We start from the raw sequence: 18,587 nt of genomic DNA, 5'->3' as shown, positions 1-18,587 counted from the left end.
GCAGCGGTCGCGCCGGAGGTCTTAACGCCGCAGGCCGCGATTGGCCTGACGCGCGGCATTGTTGATGGTCTCCTGAGGATCAGCTCCTGAACTGATCGCTTCGAGAGCTGGCCGCAGCGCATCGACGACCTTCGTCCACTTGGCCTGGACCGGATAGATCTTGACGTTGGCGGCGATCTCCTGCGCCTTGGCGAGGGCCGGCACCTTCTGGAACGTTTCTTTTGCGTAGGGCTCGTTTACAACCGCCGGGGAGACACCGGTCTTGAGCACCTGGATGCGGTACTGCTGCGCCTCTGGAGACGCCATGAACTTCACGAACTTCGCCGCTTCCTCGGGGTGCTTACTGGACGCAAAGGCTGTGTAGGCTCCCACACTCGCGACTGTTCCCGACGGACCACCGGGTGTCGCGGACGGGAATGGCACCACATCGAAGGGTTGCGCCGGCTTTCCGAGATTCGCGGCCGCATAGAAAATCCACGGACCATCGAAAATCATCCCGAAGCGGCCAGTGAGCAAACCACTGCGCATGTTGTCCTGCGGCACGTTGGTGGAGACGAGCCCTTCGCGTGCCATTTTGCTGAGGAAGCCGGCTGCCTTCATGCCGGCATCGCTGTTGAAGGCCACTTCGGTCTCGTCGGCATTGAACACCTGTCCACCATTGGCATAAAGCAGGCTGACGAAGAAGTAGATGATATTGTCCTGATCCCCTACGGCCAAGCCATAGCGTTCAACGGCGTTTCCAGACTTCTTGGAAAGCGCCTTCGCCGAGGTGTACAGTTCGTCGAGGGTTGCAGGGCCTTTCTCCAGTCCGACCTCCTTGAAGGCATCAAGGTTGTAGACGATCATCCGCGGGTCCTGAGCGTATGGTACGCCATAGACGCCGTCCTTATACTGGACGTAGTTCCAGGAGGCCGGGTAAATGCTGTTCTTGATATCCGCCGCTCCGTACTTGTTCAGATCAATGAGAGATCCGGAGGCGGCGAATTGGGTCAGGAACCCGCTCCAGATCGGAGTGACGTCCGGTGCCGTACCAGATGCGACCGCTGTCGTGATTTTCTCGAAATTCCCGCCGAAGTTGACCTTGGTCCGAGTAATCTTGATATCCGGGTTGGCTTTTTCGAAGGCCTCGATCATCTTGATCGTCGCCGTCTCCTCCTGAACGCTGTGCCCCTCCCAGAACTGCAGCTCGACCGGGGCCGCCTGAGCGAGACCGTTCATTGTAAGAGATGCGCCGAGTACGAGACCGGTGGTCAAATAGCTCATCTTCGTCATCGTTTCCTCCGTTGTTCCGAGCCTCCTTGGCAGAGGTCTGCTTGATCTCCGGCGGAGCCGCCGCCGATGCGGAGTGGTCCCGGCCGGAGGCACTCCGAGGCGCGCCGGCCGGGATGTGTCTTAGGCCCGGTCGAGTGCGGCGTAGTACTCGTCAACCGCAGCAAAATCGACCGTCCTATCGACGGGCATTCCGAGCGCTTCGTAATGGCTCTTTCGCGACTTCATGTCGGCAATGAGCACTGCCTTGGCATGGCGCGCTACCTCTTCGGCGACTTCGAGAGGAACGACCACGAGGCCATCGTCGTCGCAGCCAACGATGTCGCCTGGACGAACCTGGGCTCCGCCAAAGCCGATTGTGGTTTGGGTCTCGACGGCCTCGATGCGGCCGGGAATGATCGTGCGGCCGCGGCTCTTAGCGCAAACCGGCGTCTTCTGCTGCAGGATCTCAGCGGTATCGCGGCATTGCCCGTTGGTGATGATCCCAACGGCCCCAGCTTTGACGGCGCGAAGGGTGTTTTCCGAGCCCCAGAGCCCGACGTTGTCGGCGCCCCCGACGTCGGTCACAACCACATGCCCAGGCTGGATTTCGTCGTTGAAGCCGAGTGCGCCCCGTCCGACCTTGTCGAACCAGATCCCATGGGCATTGACGATGTCTTCCGTGGTATCAAGCTTCCACATCGGCTTGTTGGATGGAACACAGCGCAGCGTGTAGGCGACACCCCAGAATCGCATCCCGAGCCAGAGTGGTCGAATATCTTCCGAGACCAGGCCGATGTTGAAGTATCCGATCCCGTCAAGGGCATCGCAAACGTCAACGACCCGCAACGGCTCAAAGTATTTGCGGATTCGAAATGCATCCGGCTGGCCTGCGGTGTTGGTTCCCATAGTGGAAGCGACTTTGGTATCCATTCTGCTCTCCTGCTGGGTTGGACGAACTCATGAGCCCGTGGTTGAAAGAGGTCAGAGGCGATAGATCCGCTCTGCGCTGTCGTGGGTCAGCTGATACTGCTCCGCCATCGGGCGGTCTGCGATCGCCGCTAGGAAGCCCGCTACAATCGTTCCGTAGGAGGCCACGAGGCTGTCCACGGGGTAGTTGCTAGCGAACATGGCTCGATCGGCTCCGAAGATCGCAATGGCGTCGCGGATCACTGGCGCATTGCTCTCCAAGCTCCAGGGACGCCCCTTCTGTCCGAGGCCGGAGATCTTGATAGCAATGTTCGGGCAGGTCGCCACCTTCTCAAGGGCACTGCGCCACGCGGCGAGCCCCTCTGGGCTGCGATCGGCAGGCAGGCCGGTGTGATTGATGATGATTTGTGTGTTTGGAAAATCGCGTGCGAGTTCCGAGGCGGCGTCCAAGTGCCACCAAGGCGTCTGCAGATCAAAGGACAGACCGAGGCATCCTAGGATCGCATATCCTTTGCGCCATTGTGGATCGTCCATTGATCCTGGTGCGCCACGCTTCGCCTCACCAGGGGAGCCCGCTGCAGTGGGTTTGTGGCGAATGCCACGCACGATAGAGACGCGGCTTTGCCGGTAAAGCGTCTCATCAGCATCTGGCGCGTCCAGAGCCGCATGAGCCACGCAGACTGTCGGAAGGCCTTCGCGGCGCGAGAGGTCATGCAGCCATTCGGTCTCAGCCACCGGCCGCGACCGATCCCACTCAGCTTCGATGTGAATCGTTTTCACGACCCGGTATGAGCCAATGTCACGTCGCAGGTCGGCAGGGAGGTAGTTGCGCTTGAGCGCGGAGTAGTCGCCGTATCGAAAGGGGATCGGGTCCGGATCCTGAAGCCAAGGGTAATAGTTCGTACTGAGATTCCAGAAATGCTGATGCGCATCAATGATCGGAATCTCGGCCCTGGTGTCGCTCATGATCCCGTTCCCTCATAAAGACGTACGATGGATGCTGAGTCCTCCATCTCATTGCCCTTCCCGACATAGGCGGCGTATCGGTCACAGGCGGTTTCGACGATCGGGAGGGACAGGCCAGCCGTGCGCTCGAAATCCACGACTGCCTTCAGATCCTTGAGAAGCTGGCGGGCATAGCCCTTGGGCGGCGCGAAATCGCGTGCCTTCATCTGCCGGTATATCGTCTGCAGCAGGACGCTGTCGGCCGCACCTCCCGCGAGGCACTGTGGGAGACGCTCAGCCGCAATACCCGCTGCTTCGGCGAGCACAACGGCTTCGGCCATCAGCACATAACCAGTCCCGACAATTGCCTGGTTGATGATCTTGGTGGTTTGCCCGGCCCCGACCGGACCCATGGGGGTGAAATTGGCGGCGAGGTCGTCCATGATCGGCTGGATCGCCTCGATATCGCTGGGCTCGCCACCGGCCATTATGGTCATAGTGCCCTGGCGCGCGGCCCCTGGACCGCCGGAGATCGGGGCATCAACCCAACTCGTCCCGGTCTCGGTGCGCAGGCGCATGGCCATCTCGCGAGTGGCCTCTGGATCAGCTGTGGAGAGGTCAATGACGATGCGTGGCTTGTTTTGCGCCGCCGCAATTCCATCCGGTGCAAACACGCATCGCCGCACCGCTTCTGTATGGAGCACGCACATCAGGACGAAATCACTGGCATCTGCCACGGCAGCCGGACTTGCCGCAGCGACTGCGCCGTGCGGGATGACCATATCGAGGCGCTCCGGCTCCTGATTCCAGACTGTCACGGTCCAGCCTCGGTCGAGAAGGCGACGGGTCATCCCCTCACCCATTAGGCCGATGCCGACGAACCCGAGCCGCGGCCTCGCTCCTGTCATAGCGGTGTCCTTCGAACACGCTTGCCCGGGTTGCTGCCGGCCTCTTGCAGAGGCGCCACCTTGTTTGAGATCAAAGTCTCAGCCCGGGGCTCCGCCACGTGGTGTTGCTGGAGGAACGGTTCGATCGACGCACACGATGCCGTCGGTGTCGGGGTTAAAGTGCGCGCAAGGGACCCTTCGCGCCAAAGCGCGATGCAGCCTGAAATGGCCATGGCGTTCTCCCTAACCCGGGATCGTCGAAGCGCCCCGGTTATTGTCAGCTAGCGTGCATACAAATTCCAGGAACGTCAACACCCCTCGTTCCCTTTTTGATGTTTGTCTCGGGCGCAAGAGTGGTGCATACATATCTCATGATGTATTCAGATCTCCCTGCTGACGTCCGGGACGAGACGTCTTCACCGATTGAGTCCGTTGGGGGGCGCAAGGGCCGCCTCCATGGCGCAGCAGTTACCGCGCTGCGGGAAAGGATCGTTTCAGGCCAGCTTCTGCCGGGGGCTCCCCTGAGGGAGAAGGAACTCTGCGAAGACCTCGGGATCTCCAGAACTCCATTGCGTGAGGCCATTCGGACGCTGGCAAGCGAAGGGTTGGTCCGGCTTGTCCCAAACCGGGGCGCCATTGTAGCGCCGCTCGATCTCGACGAGGTCGAGGCGCTCTATCAGACGGTCGGCCATATCGAGGCTGCGGCGGCTAAGCTGGCGTGTGTCAAGGCCAGCGATGAGGAGATCGCGGCGATCACGATCTCGCATCATCAGATGATGATTGCCTATGTGCAGCGCGATCTGCCTCGATACATCGCGCTCAATCAGGACATCCATCGTGGGATTGTCGCAGCTTCCCACAATTTTGTTCTCTTGGAAGTGTGGGACCTGCTCGCTCCTCGCGTGCGCCGCGCCCGCTCCGCTGCCAACCTTTATCCATCCCGATGGGATGCTGCCCTGCGCGAGCACGAGGCGATGCAATCAGCTCTTGTAGCCCGGGATGGGGACAGGCTCAGCGCCTTGATGGAGCCTCATTACCTTAACGGCTTGGCTGTGATGCGGGCAGCGAAAGATGTTGGCGAAAGCTCAGATTCCGCCTAGGGGTGGTAATCTTGTATACACGTTTTTGGCGGATGTCTTGTATACACCGATTAGGAATTAGGTGACGGGCCATGTTCTACGAGTTGCGGATGTACCACGCTGTCCCTGGGCGCCTGGAAGAACTCGTTGAACGGATCGGGCAGGTGCTACCACCCTTCTTTGAGCGACACGGTTTCCCGCCCCGGCTTGCTCAATGGACGGTGAGCGCCGGCCCGTCAGTACCCATGTTCGTGTGGCTGCTCCGCTGGCCGGGCGGGTTTGAACAGAGGTCTAGGTGCTTTGCCGGTCTGGGAGCAGATCAGGAGTGGCAGGCGATCCGGCAACGGACCAATGGAACAAGCGAGATGGTCCAGCGCTACGATCTGCGCTTTCTCACAGCCTCGACTGCTTGGAATCCGTCAGAGGCCGATGATACTGCGCCCCAACCAGTCGAAGCTGACCTCTTTGAACTGCGTATCCATGCGGTGCGGGTTGGTTCGCAAGGTACTGCGAATGAATTCCTTGCCCAATCTTACCTTCCCGCGATGGCCGCCAGTGGAGCGACGGTACTGGGGCTCTTCGAGAACCAGACTGGTCCCGCAAATCCAGGAGTTACGATGCTTCTTGGGTGGCGGAACTATAATGACAGACGCTCTGGTCTTCGGCAGCTCGAAACAATGCCTGACCTGCGAACGAGCAGTGCCGCTCAGACTCTTGGCTCAGCTGCGTGCATCCTGCTGGAACCCACCCCTTATGGACGCCCCAATCATGACCTGAGAACGGTCACTTGACATCGAATTGACCTAAGATGGCCGCGACCGCTCTCGTTTATCACGACATCGATGACGTGATCGTCACGGATCAGTCGATAAGACTTGGCGGGGCCGGCTACATAGCGCCAGGATCCGCCGCTATGGTCGTCGATATCCTCGACCAGACAGGTGTGCGCCTGGTCGTCGCGAGCACTTGGCGCCGCGACGCCGGCTGCCGGGACAAGCTCGCCAAGGCTGGGATCGGTCAGGATTGCTATTTCATGGATTGGCGGACACGGGATCTACTCCCGGAGGAGGAGATTGCCGACCTTCCGATCAGAGGCTCCGAGATCGATCGTCATCTGCAACGCCACCGGCCAGCCCGATACGTCATTATCGATGATGATCCAGGCATGCTGCTGCACCAGAAGCATTTCCACATTCAGGTTGACCCTAGCATCGAGCTCACATGGACCGATGCGGAAACAGCAATCGCCCTATTGCGCGGGTAGCGAAGTGCCAACTCCCCTGATCTGAATTCCAGGCTCAGTCCGAGATGAAAGGGATGAATTGAAAATCCCCAAAATCAAGGAGAGCCACGATGTCCGGTTACGATCGTTCTTCGTCTCAGGAAGCTGCCAACATCCAGACCTTCGGCTCTGACGTAAAGGACGCAACCGTCCTATCGGAAGGTAACGTCTTCGTGGTCCAGGTTGAGACGGCCCAGGGCGACTTCTTCTCCCTCCCCCACACCTCCTACGCAGCCGCCTCGGCCACCGCCGAGCGGCTCCTGTGCGCCTGATCGCGTCTGACAGAAAGGAAACACGATGCCGGATCATTACCGCGTCATTGAGCGAGACGGCAGCCGCCGTCTCGAAGCACGCCAGCTTGCCAGATCGACGGCCTCCACGAAGCCTGGATTCCTGCGGCTGTTCTATTCGTTGAATCCGAAGGCGACGCGCGGGTACTTCGGGGTTCGGCTCCACGATGATGGCGCCGACATCCTTGAAACGGCAACACGGCCACGTCCTTCATGCGGGTCCGGCCCAGCGAGCTCGGCCGATACAAAACCACTGACCATGTCGGGATTGGTTTACCCGCCTCTGCTACCATGGAGGCTGGAGAATTGGCCAAAGGCCCCTGATCGAGGGGACACAGCATCTCCAGCCTTACAGCCGCAGGATTCCGCAGTCATGGCAGACCCCCGTCAAACCCTTCTCATCGCTTACGACGCCCTGATGGCGGCTCGAACGCACAAGGAGGAACTGCTGCCTGCGCGGATCAAGACCCTGAAAACCGATCCGGAATGGACCGAAGCCGTGGCACGGGAAATCGCCTGCCGTACCGCTTTCGACCTCTGCGCTCTTGCCTTCTGTAAGGAACTGCGACGTGAATCTGCCCAGAATGATGCTTCACCTCCCCGCGACGGGAGAGTTGCTCGACGTAAAAGCTCTCGAGGAGGGTGAAATCCTCGGACTGAACGAAGCAGGCCATCTCCTCCAGTGGGGTGTGGACATTGGGATCTACACACCTCAGGAGACGGCGGAGGAGTTCGGAGCTCACAACGTTCGCCCCCACGAACTCCGCCGGCTCAAATCACAGGCAAAGAGGGCGACGGCCGATCTCCTCCTCTATCCGCTCAGCACGCAGGACAAGAACACGGTCCTCGCGGCTCTTTTCCATTACCATGAGGACGGCTTGGGAGAGCCCTTCGAGCGGTCGAATGAGGTCTATCTCCTAGCCTCCGGAGGCCAAGGGCCTGAACGAGGATATCTCGCTGGATCAGGACGGGGTTCAAGAACTACTCGACCGTCTGAGGCAGGCGGATGGTATGATCCCGAACGCCCCGCACCCATCCCCGTTTGATCCGACAAAACTCAGCCACCGTGATCTCTGCCTCGCCCTCGAGGAAATGCGCCGCCGGGGCTGGGCGGTGGCCGCCTATGATGTCAACGACGTTGACGCCCTGATCAGTGATAGCATCGAGCCGGCCCCTACCGATGAAGAAATCCGGACCTGGTTGAAGGCTAACCAGGACGATCATCAGGACGGCATGTGCGCAGCGATGCACGAGGCGATCAACGCCGAGTGGAACCGTCGCGGCGGCTAAGAGCTAGCCTCACAGCCACGATCTCGCGTCGGCCGGACCGACCACCAGCGCGGGAGGATGCATCCTCCCGCGCCGCATTCGTTTGCCTTCCGTTCAATGGAGATCCCGGACCATGGCATACCCCCCGATTGCAGTCGCAAACACGCTGATCGCCCGCCACGCCAGTTCAGGCGGTATCACACACAAGCGGAGCCAGACGCTCTGCTATCTCCTCTATGGCTGGTCGATCCCGATCCTTGGGAAGCCGCTCCTGACCGAAGCCCCGGAGGTCTGGAGCGAGGGTCCGATCTTCGGTCGCCTGTTCACTCAGCTGTCATCCTACGGGGATGCTCCGATCACGGAACCGGTTCAAGTCAAGGGGTGCCCCGCCGTGCCGGATGAGGACACGATCACCCACGAACTCATCGAATGGGTGGACGAGCGCCACGCCGGGCTGCCCGAGGCCAGCCTGAGCCTCCTCGCGCACAGTCCAAACTCACCGTGGCGGCGGGTGGCCGAAGAACATCACTTCCTCATGTCCGCCCCCGTCGAGATCCCACAGGCGGTGATTGCCCATCACTTCACCGCCCAAGCGCGGCAGGTTTCGCTCATCCAGTAGAGCCACCGCACTCTGGGACCCGATCAATGGTCGGGCCCACCTCGCTTCATCCCGTTCAAGCCCACGGAGGCTCCATTGCCGAAGAATCCTGGCATATTCACCGAACAAGGCCTCGCATCCCTGAAAGGGAGCATCGCTGCGATCTGCAGACACCCCTACAATGGCGAACGCTCATTCGTTGGGTTCGCCACGAACGTCGGCGGCGGTGCCTTCGCGACGATCTCAGATGGCAAGATCAAACTCCCTTGGGAGCAGTGGAAAGGGGCTGGCCCCTATCACGATCTTCGCATCCACCTTCTGGACGGTACCGGGCGAGTGTACTGGGTCGATTGGGTGTATGAGACGCCCGTTCTCCCGATCGCCGTCCTCCAGGTTCGCGGCGATGATATCGAGCGCTGGCCCAATCCTGACATTGCCACCATCGCGGCCATGAATGGCAAAAATCATGTATGGCGCATCGGCTATGCCGATGGTGTCTTCGGGGATAGCACTCTCAATCTTAGCACGCTCGGCACCGAGCCACCCCAAGTCCTTAAAGCCGGCTGGATCGCCACCCACCCGACGATGACGTACTTCCGCGACGGCGCCGACACCGCGTTTGGGGGCAAGCACACGATCGCAGCCCACGTCTGCTTCGATTATCCGAACCGAAGCGATCTGGGTGGTCCCGTCGTCGACAATGAGGGATGCCTCGCCGGAGTGCTGGTGGGAGCCGATCTAGGATCCCAGGAGGCCCATGTTGGGGCATATGTCCCTGCTCAGATGATCATGCCCTTTGTTGGGGCCGGTCGCGCCGCCAAGATCTATCACCAATTCCATGGGGGCATTGTACTCGGTTCTGCACCAGATCGACGAACAAGAGGCTGCGGCTTCCGCAGCGTAGAAGTATGGATTCTCTATCCAACTGAGAATGCGCAGAAGGGGAAGTTGAAATCCCCAAAAGAAGAATGTCGCTTCGAGAGGAGGCAACAATGAAGCTTTAGATCAAATCAACGTCCCGGCCCAGAGTGGCTTTCTGACATATACCTGCCTCATCCGTTGGTCCCTTTGACCGTTCTGCAGGGCTTCAAAACAAGTATCCTTGTTGGCCAGGTACTCGCTACGAGACCTCAGCCTCTGATCATCGCTGACGCGGACCCAAGATCCACGGGTCTAAAACATCGGCTAGTATGGGAACCGCTTACGGGCTTGCTACCTCTCGGGCATCGAAGGTGGGTTGGCACCCGAGGATCACTGCCAATCAGATTTTTGATTCATTTGAGAACGCGAAGAAGGGGAAGTTGAAATCCCCACGGATCAACCTGAGAGGAGGCCAACATGGAATGTTAGATACGCTAGCTGCTTCTGACATCGATAGTCGACCACATACCTGCCTCATCTGTTGGCCCATTGGCCGTACTCAGGAACTCTGCATCAGCGTGTCAAGCGATAGGATGCTCTACCTGTCAAACGCGGCAATCCAGTATGAATTGTGTCTCATAAGGTTAGTGCAACAATGCCGTTTAAGGACCCTGGCGAGGAGTGGTGAGCCACAGTGGGGCCAGAAACCCTGACAACAGGCTCGGAGGCCAGGTCCGACCATGTCATCCGAGAGGGGAGGGGAGTTGTTGCATCCGGGCGAGGCTTGAAGCCGGGAACCCATTCAAATGGGATGGTGCCAGATCATCGTGATCAGGCCGCTCCATTTGGGCTGGAGGCCTCCTCATCCGCTTAGAGACACCTGAGAAGGCCTCGTGCTTGAATATGCCGGCCCGCCGCGCTGGCAGGGCCGACGACACGACGATCCGCAGATCCCTAGTCCTTCTTGGCCCAGTAGAACAGGAGCTGGTTGTCGGCGCGCTGAACGAGCTTGACCTTCTTCGACACGCCCCAGGCGAGCGCCTGCTGGTGCAGCGGGATATGGCCGTAGTCTTTGGTGGCGATCTCAAATGCCGTCTTGATCAGCTGATTGCGCTTCTCCGGATCCGTTTCGACCAGGATCTGGTCGGTCACAGCATCAAGCTCCTTGTTGCAGTACCCGCCGTAATTGGTCTCGCCCCGGCTTGATCCCGGCACGTCGCGGCAGCCCATGACGTCATATAGAACATTGTGGCTGTCGAAGGTGCCGGGGGTCCAGCCGAGCAGCGAAAGGGATGTGGTGTAGCCGCCGGACTTGCCGGCTTTCGCGAAGTAGAGAGCCTTCGGCTGCGCGGTCAGGTTCACCTTCACACCGGCCCGGGCCAGCATACTAACGATGGCCTGACAGATCGCCTCGTCGTTGACGTAGCGGTCATTCGGGCAGTCCATGCCGACTTCGAACCCATTCGGATAGCCGGCATCGGCCAGCAGTTTCTTGGCGCCTTCGAGGTCGTATTTCGGGCGCTCGAAGTCCTTCGAGTAAACGAAGAGTTCCGGCGCGATCATCAGGGCCGACGGGGTCGACAGTCCGCGCATGACGCGGTCGCGGACGAGATTGATGTCAATTGCTTTGAAGAATGCCTCCCGAACCCGCACGTCCTTGAACGGGTTCTTGCCCTTCACGTTGGAGAATAGAAGCTCATCGCGGGCCGAGTCCATGTTAATAAAGATCGTCCGGAGCTCGGGCCCGGTGAGCACCTGGGCATTAGGCGAAGAATTGACGCGGGCAATGTCCTGCACCGGGACCGGCTCGATGACATCAACCTCGCCCGACAAGAGCGCGGCGACCCGGGTAGCGTCGCTTGCGATGGGCGTAAACACGATCTCATCGAGATTGTGCTCCGGCTTGTCCCACCAGCCCGGGTTCGGCTTGAAGACCGTCTTCACGCCAGCTTGATGGCTTTCGATCTTGAACGGTCCTGTGCCGTTGGCGTTCAGCGCCGCGAAGCTCGGCGTGGTGGCGGCCGCTGGCGTCGGAGCGGTGGCGCTGTTCGCCTCCGCCCATTCCTTGTCCATTATGTACCAGGTGTCCCATTGGGAGTTCAGGATCGGGTTCGGAGTTTTGAGCTTCACGTCGACGGTAAAATCATCGACCTTCACGAACTCGGCATTGGTCGGGACGCGGGTCGTGAAGTTCGAGCCGTTCATGCGGACCCGGGTGGCCGAGAAGATCACGTCGTCAGCATTGAAGTCGTTGCCGTTGTGAAATTTGACGCCCTTGCGCAGGAAGAAGCGCCAAGTCAGGCCGTCGTCGCTAATCTCCCAGCGCTCCGCAAGTGACGGCTGCACTGCGAGGTCCTTCCCGCGCCGCGTCAGACCCTCGTAGACATGCCCCAGGTGGGCGTTGGTGGTGGTCTCGTTGAGCGTATAAGGATCGAGGGACTTCAGATCGCCTTGGTTGGCGTAGCGCAGGGACGCGGCCAGGACAGGGGTGGACACGGCTGCGAGGAGGATCGTTGCAGGGATGACGACGCTGGTTCGGATCATAAGGCTATTCTCCACTGGCGGCTCCGCCTGATGCGAGGGCGGCGCTCTCGTTCGGTCCGGCCCGGAGCCGGAAGCGTCAGCGTGGCAGGAATTCCGGAGAGCGTCCAGCAGGGGAGGGGAGACCCAGGCCCGGAACAGGAGCGGCTCCCAAACACCTGCAAGCCCAAGACTCAGCCGCAGCCGATTTGGGCCTAGAAGGGACCGATGCACTCTTCCGAAAGGGTCCAAAACGGAGAACTGGCCATTAGTAACGATAAGCGGCGATTATCGATACTAAAATGCACCGAGAACAGGCATCAGGCAGCCAGTAGGCAAACGACCTATCGCTTCGCTTCTGGCTCCGGGTACATTGCTCCTCAATGACTTAGCCTAACTGTTCAGGCGCTCCGGACAGGTCATCGCGGCAGTTTGGGGGGCCTGGGGCCTCAGGCTGACCGGACGACGAGGTCGGCAAGGGGCCGAATTATCGGCTGATCCCCATTCAGGCCGAGCCGGTCGCCAAGATAGTCGAAGATCGACAGTCTGAGTTTGCGGCAGGTCTTCGAGAGCCCCAGCATCACATCTCGGGCCACCCGGCCATCCGCACTCATGGTGCCGCCGGAGATCTTGCGCTTGATCACCCAGGCCCGCAGGTCGTTCTCGGACGCATTGGTGTGCAGCGGGATCTCCGGCCGCTCGAGCACCATCAGCAGTTCGGCTTTCCGTCGCGCCACTTGGGCCAGCAGCGTGTCGAACTCCTGGTAGCCTGTGCGTTGACCAGAGATTGGGTTCAACGGTCGCCCGAGCGCTCAGTCGATCAACCCGCTATCCTGCACGGCATCGTGCCGCGAGAGCCGGGGAGACACTCGCCAAAACTGTCCATGCCTGTCCGGCGAGTCGAGGCGGCAATTTTCTCTTTGCCGCTCCTCTTTCACTGAGCTCCCCCGGGCTGGAGGCAAGCCACGTGTTGCCGCAATTTCCTGCAAATGGCAGTCTCGGTCCGTTACTCACGCCATAAGAGCCCATTTCATCCAACAACTGAAAGCCGCCTATGATCTCCATGCTCAGATGGTCACATCTGCCTGTCTTGGCTCTCATAGCCGCTGCCCTGCTAGGACAGGTCGCGCAGGCAGCGCCCGGATATCCGAAGCACGAAGCGCCTCTCCCCCCAGCAACAGTGGCTCTGATGAAGGAGAAGAGCACCGCTCCCGCCGAACCAATGCTAATCCGCATCTACAAGAAGGAGGCGGAGCTCGAAATCTGGAAGCGCAGCAGCAGCGGGCGCTATCTTCACCTCAAGACATTCCCCATCTGCCGCTGGTCGGGCCAACTCGGTCCCAAGCAGAAGGAGGGAGACCGGCAGACGCCGGAAGGCTTCTATGCCGTCACCGCCTCCCAAATGAACCCGAAATCCAAGCACTATCTCTCCTTCGACACCGGCTTTCCCAATGCCTACGATCGGGCGCAGGGGGCCACCGGCTCCGCCCTGATGGTGCACGGAACCTGCTCCTCCGCCGGCTGCTATGCCATGACGGATGCGGGAATGGCGGAGATCTACGCCCTGATGCGGGAGGCGTTCAGGGGCGGCCAGAAGGCCGTCCAGCTGCAAGCCTATCCGTTTCGCATGACGGCGGAAAACCTCGTTCAGCATCGCCTGGATCCGAACATTGCGTTCTGGCGCCAGCTCAAGGAGGGCTCCGATCGCTTCGAGGCCACTCGGGAAGAACTCGTCGTGATTGTTTCAACGGGGCGATACACCTTCCAACCGGCCAAAAGCCCGGACACGGAAGCAGAGGTGTTGGCCTACCGGGCCATGGAAGACGACCATATGACCGTGTTGCTGGAGGAGGGCAGGGCGGCCATCCGGACCACCTATGCCGATGGCGGGCAGCACCCCTCCTTCACCGCTCTGTGGCGCCGCGGCATCTCCCTGGGTGAGGTCAGCCGTCCCGAGGCTCTGGCCTATGCCGGCCTCGAGCGGGTGATTGCGCCCGCCCGGGCGACGCGACCGGTGTGTCCCGGAGCAGGTCCCTGCACCCCATCATCCGCTGACGCAAAGGTCGTCTCTCCTCCAGCCAGGGAAGAACGGCTCGTCGCCATCGCGCCGGTGGACGGCCCGTCCACGTGGCTGAAGGAACTGCCATCGCTATTGACGTCCGCCCCAGTTGGTGGCGCTGCAGTGAGTTTCTCTCACGACCAGCCGGCGATCCTGGGAGCGCAGGAGATCGTGCCCGCGCACTTGGAACAGAAGAGTTGAAGGGCGCATTGCCGGCGGGCGCCAGCGATCTGGCGGCTGGAAACACCGTCCTGCCGGGCCTGAAGGCGCCCGTGATGTCGGGGCCATGCTGAATAGACCTGTACGCTGTTACAATGGCGGTTAGGGCTTCAGTGCCACTGTGCGAGCAGAGGTCCAACGAATGGGCTTGTAGTTCTTGCCCTTGAGCTTGGCTTGGCCCCAGATCGCCTCGAGGTAGCGCGCCTCCCCGAGGATGATACCAACCAGTTTGGCGGCCCGGTTGATGTCGATGCTTTCCTGCTTGTCCTTGAGCCGCTGCGTGTCCGGCGTGGACATCCGGCTGACGAAGGTCACCACGAGGCCGGGAGCGCCCTCGACCTCGTAGGCATTGAACAGGCGTAGGCCATCCGGCTTCTCGTCAAGGAGCCGCTCGACGAAGGCGAAGCCGTTGTTCTGGGCATGCATCCGGATGTCCGCAAGGGTGGTCTCGCCATAGCGGAAGCCAGGAAAGTCGGCGGGCTTGCCATCAGGCCGGCCACCCCAGGTTTCCTCAGCATAGGCGATCCGGCCGTTGACCGGATCTGTCGCGAGCGCGAACATGTTCCCGTCAGACAGTCTCCACCGGACCTCCTCGTGGGGGCCTGCGGCAACTCTGGAGGTCGGCCTGCCCACGATCCGCGAGGCCGTGGCGATGTCCTCCCCGATGTGAATGCCGTTCAGGGTCTGAGCCTGCGTCCCGGCCGTCAGGATCAGAAAGCCAAAGGCGGGGAGCGCGTGCCGCGCGACAAAGGAGGTGCAGAGTCTCATGGTGATTGTTGGCAAAAGGGCGGACACCCTACCTTTGATAGGGCTTTCGTCAACCGGACTGGCACATTTGCCGGTCCATGGTTGCAGAAGGATCACAGCTTCGGGCTGTTCTGCCTTGTTGGGGGGCACATCGGACGGATAGCGATCGTTGACCTTCGATCCCGCAGCCGAGCGGTTTAGACGGGAACCTTGCTGATGATCCAGCCCGCCGCCTCTGCACTGAAGCCGATCTCTGTCAACTCGTCCTCAAGATCCCCGATCACATCAGGATCCATTGTGGGTGCTCCTGTGCTCCAGCGTCGTAGCGCAACATTCCCGGATCTTGGAGTTGATCGCGATAGACACGGATGGTCTCGTTGGCGCAACAAGAGTGCGACGGTCGACGAACGCCTCTGCGTGGAGCGCCGGCTAAATGATCTCCAGTCAAAAGAGCCTCTGACTTTTAATCAGAGGGTCCTGGGTTCGAGTCCCAGCGCGCTCACTACCTAAAACCCTTAACCGGCAAGGGTTTCAGACATTCTCCCTAGCGGCCTCTCCGGTCGCAGGCAGTCGCGGGGTAACATAGGGGGTAACGGCGAGCTTGGCGGGTGGGCAATCCGAGATCAGCATCGATCCCCACCTGCCTGATGAGTCGGTCCGCGGGATTAAGCGGAACTGCGACGATATCATTGGCCCTGCTGTGTCCCTATGACCTCAAGTTGGTCAGAGCAGAGGAATCATAATCCTTGTGTCGGGGGTTCAAATCCCTCCTCCGCTACCATAGGCCCAAGGCCCTTTCCCAGAGTTCTGATCGGACCCGGTACCAAGCTGGTACCAACTGGCTCGCCACGAACGGCCGAAATTCTCCCTGTCTGAACACTGCCCCGAAGGATTGAACACTCAATTCTTGTTCGGGTGATTCCCAATTCTCTCAGCGAGCTTGGCTGGTCGCAAGGATCAGCCGCGAAATCCACGATCGGCCTTCGAATCCATGCTGCTGCACCCGCATCCTGTTCCTGGCGTCGGTTGTCGGCACCCAATCCTTCCGACTGGTGCTTCCACCGATCCTTAGCGCCTCCATATCCTACGAGGCAAAGGTTTGAGCCGGTGTGGTCGAGTGGATTGAGCCATCTATCCTTGGTGCTCGCTCCGTATCTCTGCCTTGGGGCCTGAACGTGGTAAAACAGGGCCGATGCAGACCTCCGTCGCGCCTGAGTACACTCGGACTTTCGTCCCGCCTCATCCGGATCCTGCTCCGGAGAACCTCTCGCCGCGCCAGCTCGCCTCGCTAATGCGAACCAATAACATTCGTGTCTGGTCGCAACGGGCCTATGAGGAGGAGCTGGTCGTCCGTCGCTTCTTCGGCCGCTCCTCGGTTCTGTTCAATGCTCCCGAAGCCATCCGCCATGTGCTGGTCGATCACCCGGAGGCCTATGGCCGAACCCGCGCCACCCTCCGGATCCTCAAGCCGCTGCTGGGGGAGGGACTGTTCACCAGCGAGGGACCTGCCTGGCGGCATCAGCGGCGCACCCTGGCACCGGCCTTTACGCCGCGGTCAGTCGAGCTTCTCATTCCGCATATCCGCTCAGCCACGACTGAGATGATCGGCCGTCTCGCCGCCACCGAGAAGGAGCGGGTGGATCTCTTTCCCGTGATCCAGCGCCTCGCCCTCGAGATCGCCGGGCGCACCATGTTCTCCCTGGAGATGGGCCAGCACGGCCCCGAACTCCGGGAGCAGATTATGCGCTACGGCCAGAGGCTCGGCCGACCGCACCTGCTCGATTTCGTTGTGCCCATCGGCATTCCGACACCCCGTGATTTGGCGCGGGCCTGGTTCCGGCGGAACTGGATCCGGCTGATCGACCAGATCATGGCTGAGCGGCTCAAGGCCAAGACCCATGCCAGTGGTCCGCGCGATCTGCTCGACCTGCTCATGGCGGCTCACGACCCGGAGAGCGGGGAGGGGTTCTCGCCTAAGCAACTGCGGGATCAGATCGCCACCATGATCCTGGCCGGACACGAGACCACGGCGGTGGCGCTGTGTTGGTCGGTGTATCTGCTGGCCCACCTGCCGGAGGTGCAGGAGCGGATCGCCCAGGAGGCCACAACAGCTGTGTCGGACAGTAGGGCGGAGCCTCCGCTCAGCAAGCTGACCTACACACGGGCGGTGCTGGATGAGGCTATACGCCTCTACCCGCCGGCCTATGTGATCGTCCGGGCGGCCCGCCAGCCGGACGAGGTCGCAGGTGTTGCGATGAAGCCGGGCGATCTCGCGATCATCTCACCTTGGGTGCTGCACCGGCACCGGAAATACTGGCACGAGCCGGATGCGTTCGCCCCAGAACGCTTTCTCCCCGGCGCCTCGGCCATCGACCGCTTCGCCTACCTGCCCTTTGGGGTTGGGCCTCGCGTGTGCATTGGCGCCCACTTCGCCCTCACGGAGGCCACCTTAGTGCTGGCCGAACTCATGCGCTCGTACCGGATCGAGTTGGTCACAGATCAACCGGTCTTGCCCGTCGCCGTTGTGACCACCCAGCCTGATCACGCGCCGCTGTTCCGCCTGCGACACCGATAGGCTTCTGTCGGGATGATGAGCTTTCCGACGTCGGATAAGCCTCTACGTCCAGGAGTAGGTATCAGCTGAGAGGAGGAAGTCATGGCAAGAACGACCAAGTCGGTTAGCCGGGCCCGCACGACGGAGCGGGGAGCTTCCAAGAAGGGTGTCGGCAAACGAGCGGCCACTCGGGGAAGGAGCGCGGAAAGAGGTGCTGTGAAACGGGGAACTGCCAGGAAAGGCGCGACTAAGCGGGGATCCCGGGCTGCACTCGAAGTCAGAGGCTGGATGGTCAACTTTGTCTCCGGGGAGTCACTCCAGCTCGAGGCGGATGCTGTGAACATCGACAGCAGCGGAACGGTGACGTTCTCCCTGTTCGGGAACGATGTGTTGTCCGTCTCCGCGGCCAATTATAACTTCATCATGGAAACGAGTGAGCCTCTCGAGAGCAGTGAAGAGGAAACTGAAACCGATCGATAGGTCAATGTTGTCGGGGCAAGGCGTGCGTGGATTATGACTCGTTTCCCTACCCGACAGATGAAATGGCACTTCGACCTCGCCTCTTATCTCTTCCTCAGAGATCTGATGTGAGCGTCAGCGGCGTGAATTCAACAGCGCCAATGCGACAGGTGAATGGAAAGCCTCCAGTGCAAGGAGGGACTTAGCGGCGATGATGACTGCGGTCGGAAACATCTTTGAACACATCCGCCGCGATGCAGTGGACGAGGAATGCACGGAGCTTGTTGCCGCGGAAGGTGTCAGGATTGAGCGCATTGTCTCTACAGGGCAGGCAAGTCCGCCCGGGTTCTGGTACGACCAGGAGTGGCCTGAGTGGGTGCTGTTGCTCTCTGGATCCGCTGGCCTTCTGTTCGAGGGCGAACCCGCTCCCAGAGAGCTGAAACGAGGGGACTACCTGCTGATTCCGGCGCGGAAACGCCACCGCGTAGAATGGACAGACGCGACGGAGCTGACGATCTGGCTTGCTGTTCACTATGGCTCGTTATCTCGCAGTGAGTCGCTAAAGACCAAAAGCAGCTCAACACACTCATTAACACTTGGATGAGCATTCTTTTGGCCGCCTTGGCGTGCGTGCGGGGTG

Annotated in this window: 17 protein-coding genes, 1 tRNA gene and 2 pseudogenes; 13 read left to right on the top strand and 7 right to left on the bottom strand. The window is 60.6% G+C overall.

Annotation, left to right across the window (positions count from 1 at the left end):
• Positions 1–21: 21 nt before the first annotated feature.
• From U0023_RS34950 to U0023_RS34935, 4 genes are all read right to left on the bottom strand, one after another.
• Entirely contained in the window at positions 22–1,218 is a 1,197-nt protein-coding gene (locus tag U0023_RS34950; RefSeq protein ID WP_323673926.1) for an ABC transporter substrate-binding protein, read from the bottom strand.
• Between the two features lie 174 nt (positions 1,219–1,392).
• Complete coding sequence (locus tag U0023_RS34945; RefSeq protein WP_009762985.1) at positions 1,393–2,181, bottom strand: RraA family protein; 789 nt, start codon at positions 2,179–2,181, stop codon at positions 1,393–1,395.
• 51 nt (positions 2,182–2,232) lie between these two features.
• A complete protein-coding gene (locus U0023_RS34940; protein WP_009762984.1) occupies positions 2,233–3,144 on the bottom strand; it encodes an amidohydrolase family protein in 912 nt (303 codons plus the stop codon).
• On the bottom strand, positions 3,141–4,031 hold the full coding sequence (locus tag U0023_RS34935; protein WP_009762983.1) for an NAD(P)-dependent oxidoreductase: 891 nt from the start codon (positions 4,029–4,031) through the stop codon (positions 3,141–3,143). The genes U0023_RS34940 and U0023_RS34935 overlap by 4 nt, the downstream gene beginning before the upstream one ends.
• A gap of 311 nt (positions 4,032–4,342) precedes the next feature.
• Here U0023_RS34935 and U0023_RS35885 point away from each other — a divergent pair, with 311 nt between their 5' ends.
• From U0023_RS35885 to U0023_RS34895, 8 genes and pseudogenes are all read left to right on the top strand, one after another.
• Complete coding sequence (locus U0023_RS35885; protein ID WP_009762981.1) at positions 4,343–5,110, top strand: GntR family transcriptional regulator; 768 nt, start codon at positions 4,343–4,345, stop codon at positions 5,108–5,110.
• Positions 5,111–5,181: 71 nt separating this feature from the next.
• Positions 5,182–5,472: pseudogene (locus U0023_RS35880) on the top strand (NIPSNAP family protein); the annotation flags it as partial.
• 425 nt (positions 5,473–5,897) lie between these two features.
• A complete protein-coding gene (locus U0023_RS34920; RefSeq protein ID WP_009762979.1) occupies positions 5,898–6,353 on the top strand; it encodes an HAD domain-containing protein in 456 nt (151 codons plus the stop codon).
• An 89-nt stretch (positions 6,354–6,442) separates the two neighbouring features.
• Complete coding sequence (locus tag U0023_RS34915; protein ID WP_009762978.1) at positions 6,443–6,643, top strand: hypothetical protein; 201 nt, start codon at positions 6,443–6,445, stop codon at positions 6,641–6,643.
• A gap of 587 nt (positions 6,644–7,230) precedes the next feature.
• Positions 7,231–7,707 carry a hypothetical protein gene (locus tag U0023_RS34910; protein ID WP_154661107.1) on the top strand — a complete coding sequence of 159 codons (477 nt, stop codon included), beginning with the start codon at positions 7,231–7,233 and terminating at the stop codon, positions 7,705–7,707.
• On the top strand, positions 7,673–7,951 hold the full coding sequence (locus tag U0023_RS34905; protein ID WP_009762975.1) for a hypothetical protein: 279 nt from the start codon (positions 7,673–7,675) through the stop codon (positions 7,949–7,951). Before U0023_RS34910 ends, U0023_RS34905 begins: the two co-directional genes overlap by 35 nt.
• 112 nt (positions 7,952–8,063) lie before the next feature.
• Entirely contained in the window at positions 8,064–8,549 is a 486-nt protein-coding gene (locus U0023_RS34900; protein WP_009762974.1) for a Panacea domain-containing protein, read from the top strand.
• A gap of 75 nt (positions 8,550–8,624) precedes the next feature.
• A complete protein-coding gene (locus U0023_RS34895; protein ID WP_009762973.1) occupies positions 8,625–9,524 on the top strand; it encodes a hypothetical protein in 900 nt (299 codons plus the stop codon).
• Positions 9,525–10,343: 819 nt separating this feature from the next.
• On the opposite strand, the gene U0023_RS34890 is transcribed toward U0023_RS34895, so the two are convergent.
• Together U0023_RS34890 and U0023_RS34885 are read right to left on the bottom strand one after the other, a co-directional pair.
• Positions 10,344–11,933: an ABC transporter substrate-binding protein gene (locus U0023_RS34890; protein ID WP_009762971.1), complete on the bottom strand. Its 1,590-nt coding sequence runs from the start codon at positions 11,931–11,933 to the stop codon at positions 10,344–10,346.
• Positions 11,934–12,358: 425 nt separating this feature from the next.
• Positions 12,359–12,685: pseudogene (locus U0023_RS34885) on the bottom strand (IS66 family transposase); the annotation flags it as partial.
• Between the two features lie 278 nt (positions 12,686–12,963).
• On the opposite strand from U0023_RS34885, the gene U0023_RS34880 reads away from it, so the two are divergent.
• Positions 12,964–14,169 (top strand): L,D-transpeptidase family protein, encoded by a 1,206-nt coding sequence (locus tag U0023_RS34880; RefSeq protein ID WP_009762969.1) that lies wholly within the window; start codon positions 12,964–12,966, stop codon positions 14,167–14,169.
• Positions 14,170–14,289: 120 nt separating this feature from the next.
• Here U0023_RS34880 and U0023_RS34875 read toward each other — a convergent pair whose 3' ends face one another.
• Positions 14,290–14,955, bottom strand: coding sequence for a hypothetical protein (locus U0023_RS34875; RefSeq protein ID WP_009762968.1), 666 nt, complete (start codon positions 14,953–14,955; stop codon positions 14,290–14,292).
• 399 nt (positions 14,956–15,354) lie between these two features.
• Between U0023_RS34875 and U0023_RS34870 the strand changes: the two genes are divergently transcribed.
• The 4 genes from U0023_RS34870 (at position 15,355) to U0023_RS34855 (ending at position 18,551) form a co-directional block, all read left to right on the top strand.
• Positions 15,355–15,436, top strand: a tRNA-Lys gene (locus U0023_RS34870).
• 690 nt (positions 15,437–16,126) lie between these two features.
• Positions 16,127–17,509, top strand: coding sequence for a cytochrome P450 (locus U0023_RS34865; protein ID WP_009762965.1), 1,383 nt, complete (start codon positions 16,127–16,129; stop codon positions 17,507–17,509).
• Positions 17,510–17,776: 267 nt separating this feature from the next.
• Complete coding sequence (locus U0023_RS34860; RefSeq protein WP_040638642.1) at positions 17,777–17,968, top strand: hypothetical protein; 192 nt, start codon at positions 17,777–17,779, stop codon at positions 17,966–17,968.
• A gap of 190 nt (positions 17,969–18,158) precedes the next feature.
• The gene (locus tag U0023_RS34855; RefSeq protein WP_009762963.1) at positions 18,159–18,551 is read left to right on the top strand and encodes a cupin domain-containing protein; all 393 of its coding nucleotides are present in this window, start codon (positions 18,159–18,161) and stop codon (positions 18,549–18,551) included.
• Positions 18,552–18,587 lie beyond the last annotated feature (36 nt).

The organism is Microvirga lotononidis, assembly GCF_034627025.1.
Lineage (GTDB): Bacteria > Pseudomonadota > Alphaproteobacteria > Rhizobiales > Beijerinckiaceae > Microvirga > Microvirga lotononidis.
The sequence above is the reverse complement of the archived record's forward strand: the minus strand, read 5'-3'. Positions and strand labels throughout refer to the sequence as shown.